This is a genomic window from Paraburkholderia sp. J10-1, from assembly GCF_905220165.1.
Lineage (GTDB): Bacteria > Pseudomonadota > Gammaproteobacteria > Burkholderiales > Burkholderiaceae > Paraburkholderia.
In genome coordinates this window covers 195,953-214,105 of the sequence record NZ_CAJMYW010000004.1, presented here as the reverse complement: position 1 = coordinate 214,105, position 18,153 = coordinate 195,953, and the positions used below count along the sequence as shown (strand labels likewise).

Below are 18,153 nucleotides of genomic sequence, written 5' to 3'. Positions count from 1 at the left end.
CATGTACGCATTCGACTATCAGCGCGCGACTGACGCGCAAGGCGCCGTGAAAGCCCTCGCGGCCGATGCCGACGCTAAATTCCTCGGCGGCGGCCAGAGCCTGCTCGCGGCGATGAAGCTGCGCCTCGCGCAGCCCACCACGCTCGTGGATGTCACCCGCATTCCCGAGCTCAAAGCCGTGCAGGTGGACGGCAAGGTGGTGAAGATAGGCGCGGCCGTGTGCCATGCCGACGTCGCCGAAAATGCGCAGATCCGCAACGCGCTGCCGGCGCTCGCGGACCTCGCGGGCATGATCGGCGACCGCCAGGTGCGCGCGCTCGGCACGCTCGGCGGCTCGCTCGCGAACGACGACCCCGCCGCCGATTATCCGGCTGCGGTGCTCGCGTTGAACGCGACGGTGGTGACGGACCGGCGGCGCATCGCGGCCGACGACTTCTTCCTCGGCATGTACGAAACGGCGCTGGAGCCCGACGAGCTGATTGTGTCCGTCGAATTCCAGGTGCCCGAACGCGCGGCCTACGAGAAGTTTTGCAATCCGGCCTCGCACTTCGCGCTCACGGGCGTGTTCGTCGCGAAATACCCCGGCGAGGTGCGTGTGGCGGTCACGGGCGCCGGATCTTCGGTGTTCCGCGAAGGCGCGCTGGAAAGCGCGCTGAAGACGAACTTCGCGCCAGAAGCCGCACGCGCGGTAAAAGTCGCCGACGACGACCTCAACACCGACCTGCACGCGAGCGCGGCGTATCGCGCGCACCTCATACCGGTGCTCGCGGCGCGCGCGGTGGCGAAGGCCAACGGCTAGGCTTGTCTCGAGGGCGAGCGCTTCCTCTTTTGCACGGAAGCGCTCGCCGCCTTTGATCCGCGCCAGCACGACAGACTCATGCAATCCGCCTCGATCGACGACACCCTCGCGCAGCTCGAAGCGCGCGGCTATTTCGCGAGCCGCGAGCTCGCCACGGCGCTCTTTCTCGCGCTGCGCATGGAGCGTCCGCTCTTTCTGGAAGGCGAGCCGGGCGTGGGCAAGACCGAACTCGCGAAGGCCGCCGCGGCGATGCTCGGCACGACGGTTTTGCGCCTGCAATGCTACGAAGGGCTCGACACGGCAAGCGCGCTGTACGAGTGGGACTACCCGCGCCAGATCATGGCGCTGCGTCTTGCCGAAGCCGCCGGCGAAAAGCCACGCAACGACACGCTTTACCGCGACGAATTTCTGTTGAAGCGCCCGCTGCTGCAGTCCCTGCAACCCGATCCGCAGAACCCTTCTGCACGCCGCGTGCTGCTGATCGACGAAATCGACCGTGCCGACGAGCCGTTCGAAGCTTTCCTGCTCGAACTCCTTTCGGACTTCCAGGTATCGATTCCCGAGTACGGCACCGTGCGCGCGAGTACGCCGCCGCTTGTCATCATCACCTCGAACCGCACGCGCGAAGTGCACGACGCGCTCAAGCGGCGCTGTCTTTATCAATGGCTCGGCTACCCCGACCGCGCGCGCGAACTCGCGATCGTGGCTGCGCGCGCGCCTGAAACCGCCCCGGAATTGCAGCATCGCGCCGTGGCGTTCGTGCATCAATTGCGCACCATGGACCTTTTCAAGGCGCCCGGCATTGCCGAAACGATCGACTGGTGCCGCGCGCTTTCCGCGCTCGCCGTGACGGAACTCGATCCGCAATCGGTGCAGGACACGCTGGGCGTGCTGCTGAAGTATCAGGACGACCTCGCTCAGCTCGACGCGCAACGCATCGCGCAAACGCTCGCGCTCGCGGAGTGAGCACGATGTCCGCAGCCGCGAACGAAACCGCCTCGATCAACACCCTGCCCACGTTCGCGCGCAACGTCGTGCATTTCGTGCGCGTGCTGCGCGGCGCGGGCCTGCCGATGTCGCCGTCGCGCGCCGTCGACGCGATCGAAGCGCTGCGCCATATCGACCTCGGCCGCCGCGACGACGTGCATGCGGCGCTCGCCGCGCTCCTCACGAGCGCGCCCGACGAGCGCGAGATCTTCGACGCCGCCTTCGCCCTCTTCTGGCGCGATCCCGATTTCGAAGGCAAGCTGCGCGCGCTCTTGTTACCGAAGGTGCAAGGCGGCGTGCCGCCGCCGCGCCGCAACAACCGCCTCGCCGACGCGCTCGCCGCACGCCCGGCCGCACGCCCCGGCGCGAAGCCGCCGCCCTCGCACGAAGAACATGAATTGCGCGCGCACGCCACGTTCAGCGCCGAAGAACGCCTGCGCCAGCGCGACTTCGACACGCTTTCCGCCGACGAATGGCGCGCGCTGCGCCACCTGATCCGCGCGCGCCGCCTGCCGCTCGCCACGGAACGCACGCGGCGCCTGAAGGCATCGTCGCACGGCACGCATGCCGATTTGCGCGCGAGCGCGCGCCACGCGGTGCGCGCGGGCGGCGACTGGACGGTGTGGAAATATCGCGCGCCCGTGGAGCGCAAGCTGCCGCTCGTGCTGCTGCTCGACATTTCGGGCTCCATGAGCAGCTATTCGCGCGCGGTGCTCTACTTCTGCCACGCGTTATTGCAATCGCGCGAACGCCTGCAGGTGTTTCTGTTCGGCACGCGCCTCACGCACGCCACGCGCGCGCTGCGCGAACGCGACCCCGATGTCGCGCTTGCGCAGCTCGCCACTCAGGTTGCGGACTGGTCGGGCGGCACGCGCATCGGCGCGACGCTGGCCGAATTCAACCGCCGCTGGGCGCGCCGCATGCTCGGCGGCCGCGCGACGGTGCTGATCGTCACCGACGGGCTCGATCACGATGAATGCAGCCTGCTCGGCGAGGAGATGGCGCGCCTGCACCGCTTCGCGCACCGCGTGACCTGGCTCAATCCGCTCTTGCGCTACCGCGATTTCACCCCCAAAGCGCGCGGCGTGCAGGCAATGCTGCCGCACGTCGACGCGCATTACCCCGTCCACAATCTCGACAGCCTCGAAGCGTTCGCGCGCAGCCTGTGCGAAGCCGCGCCGGTTGCACGTACGCAAGGAGACACACGATGGAGTTGACTGAAAGCCACACGCTGCCGGTGCCGCAACAGCGCGCCTGGGAAGCGCTCAACGACACGGCGATCCTCAAGGCGTGCATACCGGGCTGCGAAAGCATCGAAGCCGATGGCGAGAACGCCTACGCCGTCGCGCTGACCGCCGCCGTGGGTCCGGTGAAGGCGCGCTTCAAGGGCCGCATGCAGCTCGCCGACATCGAAGCACCGAACAGCTATACGATCGTTTTCGAGGGCCAGGGCGGCGCAGCGGGCTTCGGCAAGGGCGACGCGCACGTGAAGCTCGAATCCGCCGGCGACGAGTCGACCACGCTCACGTACACCGCGAACGCCCAGGTGGGCGGCAAGCTCGCCCAGATCGGCTCGCGCCTCGTGGACGGCGCGGCGCGCAAGATCGCAGGCGAGTTTTTCAAGCGTTTCGGGGAACAGCTCGGCGGCGATGCGCAGCACAATACCGACGAAGCGGCGACGCCTGCCGGAAGCGACGCAGAAGGCGAACAGCAAGGCGAAAGCGCAGAGGAAACACCGAAGAGGAAACGATCATGGACAGCGTGGATCTCGAAGTCCTGAAATCCAGCGTGAACTGGCTCGACGCAGGGCACCGCGCGTTGCTGGTGACAGTGGTGAAAACGTGGGGCTCGTCGCCGCGCCCCGAGGGCGCGATGCTCGTGGTGCGAGACGATGGCCACGTGGTCGGCTCCGTTTCGGGCGGCTGCATCGAGGACGATCTGATCGACCGCGTGCGCCGCGAAGGCGTCACGATCGCCAGACCCGAGGCGGTGAAGTACGGCATCACGGCCGAAGAGGCGCATCGTTTCGGACTGCCATGCGGCGGCACGATCCAGCTCGTGCTCGAACCGCTCTCGGAGGCCTCGGGCATTCGCGAACTGCTTGAAACCGTCGAGCGCGGCGATCTGGTTGCGCGCACACTCGATATGGCGACCGGTCGCGCCACGCTCGGCCCCGCAAAAGCGACCGATGGCGTGGACTTCGACGACGCGCGTCTGCTCACGATTCACGGCCCGCGCTACCGCATGCTGGTGATCGGCGCGGGGCAGCTCTCGCGCTATCTTTGCCAGATCGCGGTGGGGCTCGACTACCAGGTGACCGTGTGCGACCCGCGCGAGGAATACACCGACATCTGGGACGTGCCCGGCACGGCGCTCGTGCGCACCATGCCCGACGACACCGTGCTCGACATGAAGCTCGACGAACGCTGCGCCGTGATCGCACTCACGCACGACCCCAAGCTCGACGACCTCGCGCTAATGGAAGCGCTCAAGACGCCCGCGTTCTACGTGGGCGCGCTGGGCTCGCGGCGCAACAATGCAGCGCGGCGCGAGCGGCTCAAGGAGTTCGACCTGAGCGAAGCGGAACTCGCGCGGCTGCATGGCCCGGTGGGCATTTACATCGGCAGCCGCACGCCGCCGGAGATCGCAGTGTCGATCCTCGCGGAAGTCACGGCGGCGAAGAACGGTGTGTCCCTGCCGACCATTCTCCAGGTGGAAGGCGCCAAGGCCGCGCGCGAACATGCCGCGGGTGCGGGATCGACGTGCGACGTGTGAGGCCGGTTTGTTGGTAGCTTCACGCGTGAGGCGAGCGCCCGTCGCGATCGGCCTCGTGCTTGCGCTCGCGCTCGTGCCTGCGCTCCCGTCTTAACATCCGCGCGCGCAGCGATCTGAGCATGCGCGTCCATCCCGAAGGACGCGGGTCCGCCAGCATGCTCAGCGCGCGAGCGTAGTCGAGCGTGAGTCCCGGCGTCCACGCCATTGTCTGGCCGCGTTTGCGCACCTGCGCCGCCACCCATAGCTCCGGCGTCGTGAGCATGCGCGCGAACGCGAGCCACCCGTGGCCCCACACACGCGGCGTCGCGCCTTCGAGCGCCGCCTCCAGCGCGTGCGAAACCGTGCTCGAGCAATTGCGGTGCGTGAGGTTATAGGTCGTGTCCTCGCGATAGCGCTGCCAGAAGCTTTCCAGCCGAAGCGGATCGTAGTTGCGAATGCGCACCTGACGCGTGGACGGACACCACGCCTGCGACTCCGTTACGTAGTCGGGCTGGAAAAGGCCCGGCACGTCGTTCTCGCGGGTCGCGCGCAGCGTGCGCGTGAATTCATCGGGAGAACGATCGATTTCCACGGCCGGATAGAGGCTGATGTACACGCGCTCGGGCGATTCGAGCGCGGCGTGCCCCGTGGAAATCACGCCATCGCGATCGACGGCGGCAATATAACGGTCGATGAGCGGCTGGCGCCGAGCCTCGGCTCTTGAGGTGCCCACTGGCGTCCACACATGTACCGTGAGCGCGTGCTCGTGCGGCGCAGGCGGCCCGTCGAACACGGTTTGTGCGAGTCTCTGCGCCTGGCCTTTGGCCGCATTCGCCGCGCCCACCGCGCTCGCCACGAGCGCTGCCGCGCCGCCCTGCGCCGCCGCCGGATTCACGGCAAGCCGGCGCGCGCGCAACGCGAGCAGCAGCAGGTTCCAGCCCGCGAACATCAGAATGAGCCCGAGGCAGTACGGCACGGTGCCCTTGTAGTGCGTGGGATAAGGCTGGTAGAGAAAGATGGCGATGGCGATCTGCAGCGCGCCGCCCGCCAGCGCGAGACGCCACGTGCGATAGCGCACGACCCAGGCCGACGCGATCTGCAGCAGGCCATCGGCGAGAAAGAGCGTGGCGAACACCATCGAAATGATGAACGACGCGTGCCGGTAGCCCGAGAGCACGAGCACCGCCGTGATGCAAAAACCGAAGCCCTTCACATAGCGCAGCGTGCGCTGGCCGCCCATGCCGGTCCATGCCACCGCGAGCGTGGCGAGGCCTTCGATCAGCAGCAGCCACGCGAACGGCGCGATATGGAAATACAGCACGCCGTCGAGTGCGTCGATAAAGAGCGCCGCGCCCACGAGCGCGCTCATCACGCCCACGGCCATCACGCCGCGCCAGCGCTCGCGCAGATACTCCACGCCCAGCAGGATCATCATGATCCGCACCATCGTCCGTCTCCGGATGCCGCGTTACGAAAACGCATCGTACTGCCGTGCGGCGAGGGATCGCCACAAGCGTGCACGCGACTACGCGCCCCCAAAAAAACTGCGGGCCGCGACTCGCGTCGGCGGCCCGCAGTACGGGTTTTTCGCGGGCGGCTCGCGCCGCCTCGCTTCACTTCAACGTCGAGGCATCAGCCGAACAGCTTCATCGCCTGCGTGAGCGTGTTGGTCACGCCCCACACGAGCGGCACCAGCACGTAAAGCCAGAAGATCGCCATCAGCGCCGTGTTTGACGATTTCGGGGCAGCTTGACTAGACATTGCGCGTTCCTCCTTATTTACCGGCGGCGAGTTGCGTCTCGCTCATGTGATGCTTCGCGTCCACGCGGCGCACGAGCAGATTGCAGATGAAGCCGAGCACGAGCAGCGAAGCCATGATGTGCACAGTCATCGTGTACGCGTCGGCCTTCGCCACGCCGTTGGCGACCTGATAGGCGCGCACGTAGTTCACGAGCACCGGGCCCGCCACGCCTGCCGCCGCCCACGCGGTGAGCAAACGGCCGTGAATGCCGCCGACGAACGCCGTGCCGAACATGTCCGCGAGATACGCGGGCACGGTCGCGAAGCCGCCGCCGTACATCGAGAGAATCAGGCAGTACGCCAGCACGAACAGGACAATGTTGCCGCTCTGCGCGAACTGCGGCACCGCGTAATACAGCACCGCGCCGAACACGAAGAAGATGAAGTAGGTGTTCTTGCGGCCCACCCAGTCGGAAGCCGAAGCCCACACGAAGCGCCCGCCCATGTTGAAGAGCGAGAGCAGGCCCACGAAGCCCGCCGCCGCTCCGGCGGTCACCGTGTCCTTGAAGCTTTCCTGAATCATGACCGAGGCCTGACCCAGAATGCCGATACCGGCCGTCACGTTGAGGAACAGCACGAGCCAGATCAGGTAGAACTGCGGCGTCTTGAGCGCCTGGTCGATGTGCACGTGCTGGTTCGACACGAGCTTCTTCGCGACGACCGGCGGCGTCCAGCCCGCGGGCTTCCAGTCGGGCGCGGGCACACGAATGGCGAGGGCGCCGATCGACATCGAGATGAAATACGCCACGCCGAGCACCACGAAGGTCTGGGCGACGCCCGCGCTCGTGTCGCTCGCGAAGTGCTTCATCAGCATGACGGAGAGCGGCGCGGCGATCATCGCGCCGCCGCCGAAGCCCATGATCGCGAGGCCCGTTGCCATGCCGCGGCGGTCGGGGAACCAGCGGATCAGCGTCGAAACCGGCGAGACGTAGCCGAGCCCAAGGCCGATGCCGCCGATCACGCCGTAGCCGAGATAGAGCAGCGCGATCTGATGCAGATACACGCCAAGCGCGGAAACGAGGAAACCGCCGCCAAAGCAGCATGCCGCGGTAAACATCGTGCGGCGCGGGCCCACACGTTCGAGCCATTTGCCGCCAAAGGCGGCGGAAAGGCCGAGAAACACGATGGCCAGCGAAAAAATCCAGCCAAGCGTGGTGAGCGACCAGTCATCGGGCGCGGACTGCGTAATGCCGATCACCTTCGTGAGCGGCGCGTTGAACACGGAAAACGCATAGGCCTGGCCGATGCACAGATGCACGGCCAGCGCTGCGGGCGGCACCATCCAGCGCGAAAAGCCCGGCGGGGCGACGGTCGCCTCTTTGGAAAAGAAAGGTGCGCTTTGCGCACCGCGCGTCGAATCTGCAACGCTGCTCATGGGATCTCCCGAATCAACCAGAGGTGGAGCGAGGGGTGGGCGCTCTCTCTGGTCCCATCCAAAATGGCTGTTGGTAGGCGTGGTCTTACGTGCTCTTTTGTGCGTTAGCGCACAGAACACTTATTTGCCGCTTGACGGCTGCACGAACCTTAGACCCCAGGCGCTGCCTTGGCAATATGAGGTAAACATACATATGGCCTTCAGCGGCCCGCGCGCCGTCGCGCTCGGCCGATTGTTGCGTGCGCAGCAAACTGGCGGCGGCGCCGCAGGACGCCAGGGACAACAACGCAGGCGGGCGTTTCATGGCGCGGCCCAGCATTTAGACTCAATGCTCGATACAGGGCCCCCTGCGGGCTGTGTGCGGGCCATCCGCTTGACAAGCCGGTTGCATGACTTTTAAGTGACGGGAGTAGCGCCCATCCGCGACCCGACCCCTGCCGAGCCCCCCAATGCGCCTCGCTCTCGCTCTTTGTCTAGCCGTGCTCGGCCCCGCTACGGGAACCTTCGCCGCCGACCTGCGCCCGGGCGTGGCGCAGCTCACGCCCGTGCCCCTCGAAACGGGAGAACTGAATCCGGCGGGCAGCGCCGCGCAGGCGCCATACACCAACGAATCGGAAACGCAGACCTTCACGGTCAACGCGGACGGCTCGTACACCAAGCTCGACTCGCTCACGCTGCGCGTGAACACCGAGGCCGGCATTGCGCGCGCGGGCCAGTACTACGTGTGGTTCAACCGCGAGATGGCCCACGTGGAGGTGCTCGAAGCGTGGACCGAGGACGCCCAGGGCGGCCGCCACGACGTGCGGCCCGAGCAGATCCGCGACGTGCAGGAAGTGCGCTCGTTCGACGCCCCGATGTTCCAGGACGTGCAGGACAAGGTGATCGTGTTCCCGGCCGTGGAGCCCGGCGCGCGCGTGCATCTCACGTGGCGCAAGATCCAGCGCGTGCCGCTCGTGCCGGGCTGGTTCAGCGACTTCACGCCGCCCGACCTCGCGCCCACGCACAACTTCCGCGTGATCTACGACCTGCCCGCGAAAGTGCCGCTCTACGCCGACGCGCGCGGCTTTACCGTTTTGCCGCCGGCCACGGTGAACGGCCGCACGCACTATGAGTATCGCTACGACAAGGCGAATTTTCAGCGCCTCGAATACGGCTCGGTGGCCTACGTGAGCTACGGCGACCGGCTGATGGTGTCCACCTTCCCCGATTACGCGGCCTTCGCAAAGGTCTATCGCGAGGCGGCCGCCGATCCGACCGTGCGCGACCCGGCCATCGTGCGTCTCGCGCTCACGCTCACGGCGCACGACGACACGCCGCGCGCGAAGGCGCAGTTGCTCTACGACTGGGTGCGCCGCAACATCCGCTACGTGGCGATGAATATCGGGCGCGGCGAGATCGTGCCGCACCGCGCCAGCGATGTGCTCGCAAACCGCTATGGCGACTGCAAGGACCACGTCGCGCTCTACGGCGCGCTGCTCGACGCCGTCGGCATCCGCAGCATGCCGGCGCTCGTGAACAGCGGCACGGTCTACACGCTGCCGAGCGTGCCGGGCTTCGGCGTGATCAATCACGTCATCACCTGGCTGCCCGATCTGCAGATGTTCGCCGACTCCACCGCGAGCAACATCGAGTTCGGCTACCTGCCGTCGACGGATATGGACCGCGTGGCCGTGCTCGCCAGCGACGGCACGCAGGTCCGCACGCCCGCCACGGCCTCGACCACGCGCGAAAGCGATCTCGACATCACGGTCGCGCCCGACGGCTCGGCGCATTTCATCTACCGCTTGCAGGCGCAGGGCTGGTCCGCCGAACAGACACGCAGCGTGCTGCGCCTGCAAACGCCCGCGCAGCGCGAGGAGTCGCTGCAATGGGAGCTGCACAACGCCAACCTGCGCGGCAACGCCACGCTCGCCTCCAGCCCGCTCGACGCCACGGCGGGCCCGCTCGTGCTCACGCTCACGGGCACCTTCGACGGTTTCGTCGACCCTGAGATGACCACGCCTGTGCCCACGCTCACGAGCTTCGTGGGTGGACTCGACGCGAATCTGCGCTACTGGCTCGGCGAGCCGCGGCGCACGCAGCCGTTCATGTGCCGCAACGTGGTGATGACCGAGCGCACGCGCATCGTCCTGCCGCCGGGCATGCGCGTGCTCGACGTGCCCATGCCGCAGCACGCCGACAACCGTTTCATCGATTTCAGTTCGCAGTACGCGCTCGACGCAGAGGCGAACGTGCTGCGCGTCACGCGTACGGGCCAGACGCATTTCGCCAGCGACGTGTGCAGCGCCGACGATTTCGCACAGATGCGCCCCGCGTTCGAGACGATGGCGCGCGACCTGCGCGCGCAATTGATCGTCAAGCCATCTGCTCAGGGCGCCTCGCCCGGCAGTCCGGCGAGCGCGCAGTGAGCCTGCGCGCCGCGTTCAGCGTTCACACGGGCCAGAGCGGCCCTTCCTGCATCGCGCCGATCTGCTCGCGCAGTTCGAGAATGCGCTCTTCCCAGTAACGCTGCGTGTTGAACCACGGGAAGGCGGCCGGAAACGCTGGATCGTGCCAGCGGCGCGCGAGCCACGCCGAGTAGTGGATGAGGCGCAGCGTGCGCAGCGCCTCGACGAGATGCAGCTCGCGCGGCTCGAATTCGCAGAAGTCCTCATAACCGGCGAGCAGATCCGCCATCGCACGCGAGGCGCCCGCACGATCGCCGGGCAGCAGCAGCCACAAATCCTGGATAGCGGGACCCATGCGGCTGTCGTCGAAGTCCACAAAATGCGGGCCGGCGTCGGTCCAGAGCACGTTGCTCGGATGGCAGTCGCCGTGCAGGCGCAGCGAACGCACGTCGCCCGCACGCTCGAATGCCGCCTCCACGCCTTCGAGCGCGAGATTGACCGCGGCCTGCCACGCTTCGCGCACATCGGAGGGCACGAAGCCATGTTCCAGCAGATACGTGCGCGGCTCGTAGCCGTACGTCTGAATGTCGAGCGTGGGGCGTGCTGCGTAAGGTTTTGTCGCGCCCACCGCGTGAATGCGGCCGATGAAACGGCCCAGCCATTCGAGCGTGTCGCTGCGGTCGAGATCCGGCGCGCGGCCGCCACGGCGCTCGAAAAGCGAGAAGCGAAACCCGTCGAACTCGTGCAGCGTGCGCCCTTCGAAGGCAAGCGCGGGCACAGCGGGAATCTCGCGCGCGGCGAGTTCGGCGACGAAGGCGTGCTCTTCGAGGATCGCCTCGTCGCTCCAGCGCTCGGGGCGATAGAACTTGGCGATGAGCGGCGCCTCGTCTTCCACGCCCACCTGGTACACGCGATTCTCGTAGCTGTTGAGCGCGAGCATGCGGCCATCCGTGCGGCGGTTGGCCGGCATCAGCACGCCATCCACGGCGTCGAGCACGCATTCAGGCGTGAGACGCGCGTAGGGCGCGGCTTGCGGGTCGCTGGAATCGCCGGGGCCGGAAGGTTCGCCCGGAAGAGGAGAAGGATCGTAATTCATACCCGCAATTGTGCCTCTTGCGGGCAGTGGCTGCGAGCACGCGGTGCGCCACGGCGGGCACGATGAACACAAACGCGGCGCGCAACCCTGCGACGAGGCGCGGCGCGCCTCGTCAGCGTGTCACAGAGCCCAGGCTCAGTGGATCTGCGCGCCTGCGGGCATGACGTGCTCGCCCGTATCGATCAGATCTTCGAGAAAAAAGGGCTCGGTGCTGAGTTGCTTCGACGAGCCAGGCTCCCCGGCATACCAGGTCACCATCGCCATGTCGCCGAGAATGCGCATCACGATGCCGCGCGCGCCCTGTGGCACGGCGATATGAACGGAACGGACGATAGAACCGATTTGCATGATGTTTCCCCGTTACCTCGCTACCTTCGCCGGCTCCCTCGAAGGAAAACCGGTCGGCATGCTGACAAAAAAACCGATGCGCACCAACGGTTGCGCGCGCATCCAAACGTGCCTCGGGCGACCCGCTCGTTCCGCGCGCTTAAGCACGGCCGGACCCTTGGCATCCCCATTGTTGCTTGTTTGAGCGCATGCGCAAAGCGAAAAAATAGGGGGGTGTATCAACGACGCCGTGCAGACGCCGCCTTGCACCGTCACTGCTCCGCCCTGCCTCGTTCGCGCAACTTACGAAAAGCTGACTGTAACAGATGGTAAACCCCATTCTCAGCGCCCTTGCTAGGGCAGTCCCTGAAAAAGTACGCTGATGCCTCGTGACTGGCGCTATAGTCCTGTCCCAACCGTGCACCACAAAGGCCAGGCGCAGCACAGGCAAAGACCTCAAGCGCGCCATCATAGCCGGCCACGATACCGATAACCTAAACGCTCGCCATCGCGGCCAGACCAGCCGCGCGAGCCACACTCCGCCACCAGCGAAGGAACCCGTCGTTCCATGTGGATCGTTCGACTCGCGCTCAAGCGCCCGTACACATTCGTCGTGCTCGCGTTGCTGCTCTTGATCGTCGGGCCACTGACGATCCTGCGCACGCCCACGGACATCTTCCCGAACATCGACATCCCGGTGCTCTCGGTGATCTGGACCTACACGGGCCTGCCCGCCGACGAAATGGAAAAGCGCATCGTGCTCAACTACGAGCGCGGCCTTTCCGTGGCGGTCAACGATATCGAGCACACCGAATCGACCTCGCTTAACGGTATCGCGGTCGTGAAGATCTTCTTCCAGCCGCACGCCAATATCCAGGAAGCACTCGCCGAAGTCACGGCGCTTTCGCAAGCGCAGTTGCGCTCGCTGCCGCCTGGCATCCAGCCGCCCTTCATTCTGCGCTACAACGCCTCGACTGTGCCGATCCTGCGCCTGTCGCTTTCCTCACCGCAACTTACCGAGCAGGAGTTGTTCGACTACGGCAACAACTTCCTGAAGACGCAGCTCGCGACCGTGCCGGGCGCCTCCGCGCCGCTGCCCTATGGCGGCAAGCAGCGGCAAATCATGGTTGACATCAACCAGCGCGCGCTGCAGCAGCACAATCTCTCGCCCATGGACGTGGTGAACGCGATCAGCGCGCAGAACCTCATCCTGCCCTCCGGCACGGCGAAAATAGGCGCGACCGAATATTCGGTCACGATGAACGCAAGCCCCAACAGCTTAGCGGGCTTGAACGACATTCCTGTGAAAACCACGGCAAGCGGCACGATCTATATCCGCGACGTCGCGCACGTGCGCGACGGCTACGTGCCGCAAACCAACATCGTGCGCGTGGACGGTCAGCGCGCCTCGCTCCTCACCATCAACAAGAGCGGCAATACGTCCACGCTCGAAATCGTCGATCGCATCAAGGAGATGATGCCGACGCTGCGCAATCTCGTGCCGTCGTCGCTCAATATCGATCCGGTCGCGGATCAGTCTCTTTTCGTGCGCGCTTCCGTGCAGGGCGTGCTGCGCGAGGCGCTCATCGCCGCCGCGCTCACGGCGCTCATGATCCTGCTATTTCTCGGCAACTGGCGCGCCACGCTCATCATCGCGGTCTCGATTCCGCTTTCGATGATCACCTCGGTCATCGTGCTCGCGGCGCTCGGCGAGACCATCAACATCATGACGCTCGGCGGGCTTGCGCTCGCGGTGGGCATTCTCGTTGACGACGCAACGGTCGCCATCGAGAACATCAGCCAGCAGCTGGAGCAAGGCAAGACGCTGGAACAGGCGATTCTCGACGGCGCGCACCAGATCGCGATTCCCACGCTGGTCTCCACGCTCTCCATCTGCATTGTGTTCGTGCCGATGTTCCTGCTCACGGGCGTGGCGCATTACCTCTTCATCCCGCTCGCGGAAGCCGTGGTATTCGCCATGCTGGCCTCGTACTTCTTCTCGCGTACGCTCGTGCCCACGCTCGCGAAGTACCTGATGCGCCATCATCACAAGGCCGCCGACCTGCATCGCACGACGCGCAATCCGTTCATGCGCGTGCACCTCGCGTTCGAGCGCGGCTTCGAGGGGCTGCGCGAGCGCTACCGCGTGTTTCTCGCGGCGCGCGTGAAGCACCCCGTGTGGTTCGTCGTGGCGTTTCTCGCCTGCTGTGGCGCCTCGCTGTTGCTCATGCCATTCCTCGGGCGAGACTTCTTTCCGCAAGTCGATGCCGGCACCATCGCGCTGCACGTGCGCGCGAAAACCGGCATGCGTGTGGAAGAAACGGCCGTGCTCGTCGATCGGATCGACAAGCGCGTACGCACATTGATTCCGCCGGGCGAGCTGCATTCGATCATCGACAACATCGGCCTGCCGGTCTCGGGTATCAACCTGTCGTACAGCAACACGGGCACCATCGGCACCTCCGACGCCGACGTGCTGATCTCGCTGAACGAGGACCATCACGCCACGGCGGATTACGTGCGCCTGTTGCGCCGCACGCTCAACGACGAGTTCCCGGGCGTGCAGTTCGCCTTCCTGCCCGCCGATATCGTGAGCCAGACGCTGAACTTCGGCATGCCCTCGCCTATCGACGTGCAGATCGTGGGCCGCGACGTGGCGGGAAACCGCGCGTTCGCGGCGAAGCTGCTCGCGCGACTGCGCGGCGTGCCCGGCTTCGTCGACGCGCGCATCCAGCAGCCCGCGGACCTGCCGCGCATCTTCATCGACGTGGACCGCACGCGCGCACAGCAGGCGGGCTTCACGCAGAAGGACGTGGCAAGCGATCTGCTCATCACGCTCTCGGGCAGCCAGCAGACCACGCCCACGTTCTGGCTCAACCCGGTCAACGGCGTGAGCTACAACGTCGTGACCGAAGCGCCGCAATACACGATCGATTCGCTGCAGTCGCTCGCCAACATTCCGCTCACCGCGAACGGCCGCAGCAATATTCTCGGCTCGCTCGCGAGCATGCAGCGCGTGGCGGGCGACGCGGTGGTCACGCACTACAACGCGCAGACCACCATCGAAATTTACGGCACCGCCGACGGGCGCGACCTCGGCGCCGTTTCCGACGACATCGCGAAGATCATCGACCAGACGCGCGACGCGCTGCCGAAAACCTCCACCGTCAAGCTGCGCGGCCAGGTGCAGACGATGAACGATTCGTTCTCCGGACTTTTAGGCGGTCTCGTCTTCGCGATTGTGCTCGTGTATCTGCTGATCGTCGTGAACTTCCAGTCGTGGCTCGATCCGTTCATCATCATCACGGCGCTGCCGGGCGCGCTTGCGGGCATCGTCTGGATGCTGTTCCTCACGCACACCACGCTGTCCATTCCCGCGCTCACGGGCGCGATCATGTGTATCGGCATTGCCACGGCGAACTCCATTCTCGTCATCAGCTTCGCGCGCGAGCAGTTGCGCCTGCACGGCGACGCGGCGCGCGCCGCGATCGAAGCGGGCTACACGCGTTTTCGCCCGGTGCTCATGACCGCGCTCGCCATGGTGATCGGCATGGTGCCGATGGCCATTGGCCTTGGCGAAGGCGGCGAGCAAAATGCGCCGCTCGGGCGCGCCGTGATCGGCGGCCTCGCGGTGGGCACGCTCGCCACGCTGATCTTCGTACCCGTGGTGTTCTCGCTCATCTACCGCAAGCTCGGCGAGCGCCGCCAGCGCGCCAGTGAAAACGTGGTGCCCAAATCATGAATACCCTGTCATGACGAATCATTCGCAAACGCCTCCGCCGCAAGCGCCGCATAGCCCGCATAAAGCACGGCGCTGGCCCATCGTGCTCGCTGCGCTCATCGTGATCGGGCTCGCGGCGCAAGGCATCTGGTCGCGCCATAGCGCGCATGCGGCGCTCGAGCGCGACGCGAAAACCGCGAGCACGCTTTCCGTGCAGGTGGTCACGCCACAGCGCTCGGCGCGCGCGCTCGACCTCGTGTTGCCCGGCAATGTGCAGGCGTTTCTCGACACGCCGATCTACGCGCGCACCAACGGCTATCTGCGCAAGTGGTACTTCGACATCGGCGCGCACGTGAAGGCGGGCGAGTTGCTCGCCGAAATCGACGCACCCGAAGTGGATGACCAGCTGCGTGCCGCGCGCGCCGATCTCGCCAACGCCGAAGCCAATTACGCGCTCGCGAAAACCACGGCCGACCGCTGGACGCAGATGCTGCAAACGCGCTCGGTGGCGAAACAGGACGCCGACGAAAAAGTCGGCGACATGCTCGCGAAAAAGGCCACGCTCGATTCCGCGCGCTTCAACGTCTCGCGGCTCTCGCAACTGCAGTCGTACGAACGCGTGACGGCGCCCTTCGACGGCATCGTCACCGCGCGCAACGTGGACGTGGGCGCGCTCATCGACGCGGGCAACGGCGGCAGCTCGCAGAAAGAGCTGTTTCATCTCGCGCAGGCCGACCGGCTGCGCGTGTACGCGAACGTGCCGCAGGCTTACGCGCAGCAGATCCGCGTGCAGCAGCATGCGTATCTCACGCTCAACGAGGAACAGGGCAAGCCCTTCCCTGGCATCGTCGCGCGCACGGCGGGCGCGGTCGATACGCAGCAGCGCACGATGCTCGTGGAAGTCGATGTGGACAACCGCAGCGGCGAACTGCTGCCCGGCGCGTATGCGCAGGTGCACTTCGCGCTCGACGGCTCGGGCACGCCGATGACACTGCCCGGCAACGCCTTCCTGTTCCGCCCGGACGGCGTGAAGGTGGCGACCGTCGACGCGCAAAACCGCGTGAAGCTGGTGAAGGTCACGCTCGGCACCGACTTCGGCACCCGCGTCGCTGTGGCCGCGGGGCTCGCGGGAGACGAGCGCGTGATCGTCAATCCGCAGGACGCGATCGTCGACGGCACGCCCGTGCGCATCGTGCAGCCGCAGCACGAGGCAGGTGCGGCGCATGGCGCGAGCGGTGCGGGTAGCAACACGCAGGCGCAGGGCGAATGATGAGGCGCGCACGCGTTCGACTTCTCGCGTTGGCCCTGCTCGGGGCGCTCGGCGCCTGCACGGTCGGGCCCGACTACGTACGCCCCAGCATGCCCGTGGCCGCGACGTTCAAGGAGCTCGAAGGCACGGGCTGGACGATTGCGCAGCCTGCCGACAACGTGCCGCGCGGCGCGTGGTGGACGATCTACGAGGACCCCACGCTCGACAAGTTCGAAGCCCAGGTCGAGAGCGCGAACCAGAACGTGCAAGCCGCACAGGCGCACTTTCGCGCGGCGCGCGCGAACGTGGCGCAGCAGCGCTCGAGCTATTTTCCGCTCGTGACGGCGAGCGGCGACTATTCGCGCTACCGCACCTCGCAGAATGTGCTGTACACGTCGAAGGCCGGTCAAACGATCAACGATTACGCCGTCGGCATCGACGCCACATGGGAGCCCGATATCTGGGGCCGCGTCGCGCGCAACGTCGAGGCCGCGAAGGCGAATGCACAGGCAAGCGCTGCCGACATGCAGGCCGTGCTGCTCTCCATGCAGGCCGAACTCGCGACCGATTACTTCGAGCTGCGCGGCCTCGACCGCGAACGGCAATTGCTCGACGACACGATCCAGGCTTATCGCGAATCGCTCGAACTGACGCAGCATCGCTACGCAGGCGGCATCGCCACCGACGCGGACGTGGGCCAGGCGCAAACGCAGCTGCAGACCACCGAGGCGCAGGCGATCGATCTCGGCGTGCAGCGCGCGCAGCTCGAACATGCCATCGCGATTCTCATCGGGCAGTCGCCTTCCACGTTTACGCTCGCCGTCGCACCGAAGGAGGCCTACACGGTGCGCGCGATCACGAGCCCGCCGGGCGTGCCATCCACGCTGCTCGAACGGCGCCCCGACATTGCCGCTGCCGAGCGCCGCGTGGCCGCCGCGAACGCGCAAGTGGGCGTGGCGACGGCGGCGTTCTTCCCGACCCTCATGCTCGCGGTCACGGGCGGCCTGGAGGCCACCAACTTCAGCCAGTGGCTCGTCGCGCCCGCGCGCTTCTGGTCGCTCGGACCGACGCTCGCGGGCACGCTGATCGACTTCGGCGGGCGCGAGGCCGTGCGCAACGAAGCGCGCGCCCAGTACGACGAGAACGTGGCGCAGTACCGCCAAACGGTGCTCGACGCCTTTGGCGACGTCGAGGACAACCTCGCGGCGCTGCGCGTGCTGGAGCAGGAGGCGACGGCCCAGGACCGCGCGGTGGACGCCGCGCAGCGCACGCTCGTCACCATCAACAATCGCTATCTCGGCGGTGCGATTACGTACCTCGACGTGGTCGTCGCGCAAACCACGGCGCTCAACAACGAACGCCAGGCCGTGGCGATCTCGCGCCGGCGCATGGCGGCAAGCGTCGCGCTCGTGAAGGCGCTGGGCGGCGGCTGGAGCGCGGCGGATCTGCCCAGCGATGCGGCGCTCGTGCATCCGGACGACTTGCAAAAAGCGCAGCCCGCCAGCGGGCCACAAGGCGCTTCGGCGAGCGCACCAAGCGCCGCTCGCGGCGCGCAGCCGGGCGCCGCCCGCTCGCCGGGCTAAGCCGCCGGCGCCGCCTCTCCTGCGGCGCTCGACCACGCTGATCGCCCAACAGGCGTATCGTTGCGCCTTTGTAAT

General features: G+C 66.5%; 14 protein-coding genes. 9 read left to right on the top strand and 5 right to left on the bottom strand.

Annotated elements, in window-relative coordinates; all coding sequences use genetic code 11:
- The first annotated feature begins 1 nt into the window (after nt 1).
- From U5A65_RS16115 to U5A65_RS16095, 5 genes are all read left to right on the top strand, one after another.
- Complete coding sequence (locus U5A65_RS16115; protein ID WP_321946798.1) at nt 2-799, top strand: xanthine dehydrogenase family protein subunit M; 798 nt, start codon at nt 2-4, stop codon at nt 797-799.
- Nucleotides 800-877: 78 nt separating this feature from the next.
- The gene (locus tag U5A65_RS16110; RefSeq protein ID WP_321946797.1) at nt 878-1,765 is read left to right on the top strand and encodes a MoxR family ATPase; all 888 of its coding nucleotides are present in this window, start codon (nt 878-880) and stop codon (nt 1,763-1,765) included.
- Between the two features lie 5 nt (nt 1,766-1,770).
- The gene (locus tag U5A65_RS16105; RefSeq protein ID WP_321946796.1) at nt 1,771-3,003 is read left to right on the top strand and encodes a VWA domain-containing protein; all 1,233 of its coding nucleotides are present in this window, start codon (nt 1,771-1,773) and stop codon (nt 3,001-3,003) included.
- On the top strand, nt 2,994-3,566 hold the full coding sequence (locus U5A65_RS16100) for a carbon monoxide dehydrogenase subunit G (protein ID WP_321907389.1): 573 nt from the start codon (nt 2,994-2,996) through the stop codon (nt 3,564-3,566). Before U5A65_RS16105 ends, U5A65_RS16100 begins: the two co-directional genes overlap by 10 nt.
- The gene (locus U5A65_RS16095; protein WP_321907387.1) at nt 3,539-4,561 is read left to right on the top strand and encodes an XdhC family protein; all 1,023 of its coding nucleotides are present in this window, start codon (nt 3,539-3,541) and stop codon (nt 4,559-4,561) included. Before U5A65_RS16100 ends, U5A65_RS16095 begins: the two co-directional genes overlap by 28 nt.
- Before the next feature lie 19 nt (nt 4,562-4,580).
- Here U5A65_RS16095 and U5A65_RS16090 read toward each other — a convergent pair whose 3' ends face one another.
- The 3 genes from U5A65_RS16090 to U5A65_RS16080 form a co-directional block, all read right to left on the bottom strand.
- Entirely contained in the window at nt 4,581-5,987 is a 1,407-nt protein-coding gene (locus tag U5A65_RS16090) for a DUF308 domain-containing protein (RefSeq protein ID WP_321946795.1), read from the bottom strand.
- Between the two features lie 185 nt (nt 5,988-6,172).
- Nucleotides 6,173-6,301, bottom strand: coding sequence for an MFS transporter small subunit (locus U5A65_RS16085; RefSeq protein ID WP_321907385.1), 129 nt, complete (start codon nt 6,299-6,301; stop codon nt 6,173-6,175).
- A 13-nt stretch (nt 6,302-6,314) separates the two neighbouring features.
- Entirely contained in the window at nt 6,315-7,715 is a 1,401-nt protein-coding gene (locus U5A65_RS16080; RefSeq protein WP_321907384.1) for an OFA family MFS transporter, read from the bottom strand.
- Between the two features lie 449 nt (nt 7,716-8,164).
- Here U5A65_RS16080 and U5A65_RS16075 point away from each other — a divergent pair, with 449 nt between their 5' ends.
- Nucleotides 8,165-10,123, top strand: coding sequence for a DUF3857 and transglutaminase domain-containing protein (locus tag U5A65_RS16075; protein ID WP_321946794.1), 1,959 nt, complete (start codon nt 8,165-8,167; stop codon nt 10,121-10,123).
- Nucleotides 10,124-10,145: 22 nt separating this feature from the next.
- Here U5A65_RS16075 and U5A65_RS16070 read toward each other — a convergent pair whose 3' ends face one another.
- Nucleotides 10,146-11,207 (bottom strand): serine/threonine protein kinase, encoded by a 1,062-nt coding sequence (locus U5A65_RS16070; protein ID WP_415765062.1) that lies wholly within the window; start codon nt 11,205-11,207, stop codon nt 10,146-10,148.
- A gap of 126 nt (nt 11,208-11,333) precedes the next feature.
- Complete coding sequence (locus U5A65_RS16065; protein ID WP_321907377.1) at nt 11,334-11,546, bottom strand: hypothetical protein; 213 nt, start codon at nt 11,544-11,546, stop codon at nt 11,334-11,336.
- Between the two features lie 547 nt (nt 11,547-12,093).
- Here U5A65_RS16065 and U5A65_RS16060 point away from each other — a divergent pair.
- Genes U5A65_RS16060 through U5A65_RS16050 form a run of 3 tightly spaced genes read left to right on the top strand, consistent with a single transcriptional unit; the run spans nt 12,094 to nt 18,078 of the window.
- Complete coding sequence (locus U5A65_RS16060) at nt 12,094-15,267, top strand: efflux RND transporter permease subunit (RefSeq protein ID WP_321946793.1); 3,174 nt, start codon at nt 12,094-12,096, stop codon at nt 15,265-15,267.
- Between the two features lie 10 nt (nt 15,268-15,277).
- On the top strand, nt 15,278-16,516 hold the full coding sequence (locus tag U5A65_RS16055; RefSeq protein ID WP_321946792.1) for an efflux RND transporter periplasmic adaptor subunit: 1,239 nt from the start codon (nt 15,278-15,280) through the stop codon (nt 16,514-16,516).
- Nucleotides 16,513-18,078 carry an efflux transporter outer membrane subunit gene (locus U5A65_RS16050; RefSeq protein ID WP_321946791.1) on the top strand — a complete coding sequence of 522 codons (1,566 nt, stop codon included), beginning with the start codon at nt 16,513-16,515 and terminating at the stop codon, nt 18,076-18,078. The genes U5A65_RS16055 and U5A65_RS16050 overlap by 4 nt, the downstream gene beginning before the upstream one ends.
- Nucleotides 18,079-18,153 lie beyond the last annotated feature (75 nt).

What these genes read in the sequence shown, in the direction of transcription:
- U5A65_RS16115 (WP_321946798.1), top strand. Translation starts at nt 2, where the DNA reads ATGTACGCATTCGACTATCAGCGCGCGACTGACGCGCAAGGCGCCGTG.
- U5A65_RS16110 (WP_321946797.1), top strand. Translation starts at nt 878, where the DNA reads ATGCAATCCGCCTCGATCGACGACACCCTCGCGCAGCTCGAAGCGCGC.
- U5A65_RS16105 (WP_321946796.1), top strand. Translation starts at nt 1,771, where the DNA reads ATGTCCGCAGCCGCGAACGAAACCGCCTCGATCAACACCCTGCCCACG.
- U5A65_RS16100 (WP_321907389.1), top strand. Translation starts at nt 2,994, where the DNA reads ATGGAGTTGACTGAAAGCCACACGCTGCCGGTGCCGCAACAGCGCGCC.
- U5A65_RS16095 (WP_321907387.1), top strand. Translation starts at nt 3,539, where the DNA reads ATGGACAGCGTGGATCTCGAAGTCCTGAAATCCAGCGTGAACTGGCTC.
- U5A65_RS16090 (WP_321946795.1), bottom strand. Translation starts at nt 5,987, where the DNA reads ATGGTGCGGATCATGATGATCCTGCTGGGCGTGGAGTATCTGCGCGAG.
- U5A65_RS16085 (WP_321907385.1), bottom strand. Translation starts at nt 6,301, where the DNA reads ATGTCTAGTCAAGCTGCCCCGAAATCGTCAAACACGGCGCTGATGGCG.
- U5A65_RS16080 (WP_321907384.1), bottom strand. Translation starts at nt 7,715, where the DNA reads ATGAGCAGCGTTGCAGATTCGACGCGCGGTGCGCAAAGCGCACCTTTC.
- U5A65_RS16075 (WP_321946794.1), top strand. Translation starts at nt 8,165, where the DNA reads ATGCGCCTCGCTCTCGCTCTTTGTCTAGCCGTGCTCGGCCCCGCTACG.
- U5A65_RS16065 (WP_321907377.1), bottom strand. Translation starts at nt 11,546, where the DNA reads ATGCAAATCGGTTCTATCGTCCGTTCCGTTCATATCGCCGTGCCACAG.
- U5A65_RS16060 (WP_321946793.1), top strand. Translation starts at nt 12,094, where the DNA reads ATGTGGATCGTTCGACTCGCGCTCAAGCGCCCGTACACATTCGTCGTG.
- U5A65_RS16055 (WP_321946792.1), top strand. Translation starts at nt 15,278, where the DNA reads ATGACGAATCATTCGCAAACGCCTCCGCCGCAAGCGCCGCATAGCCCG.
- U5A65_RS16050 (WP_321946791.1), top strand. Translation starts at nt 16,513, where the DNA reads ATGATGAGGCGCGCACGCGTTCGACTTCTCGCGTTGGCCCTGCTCGGG.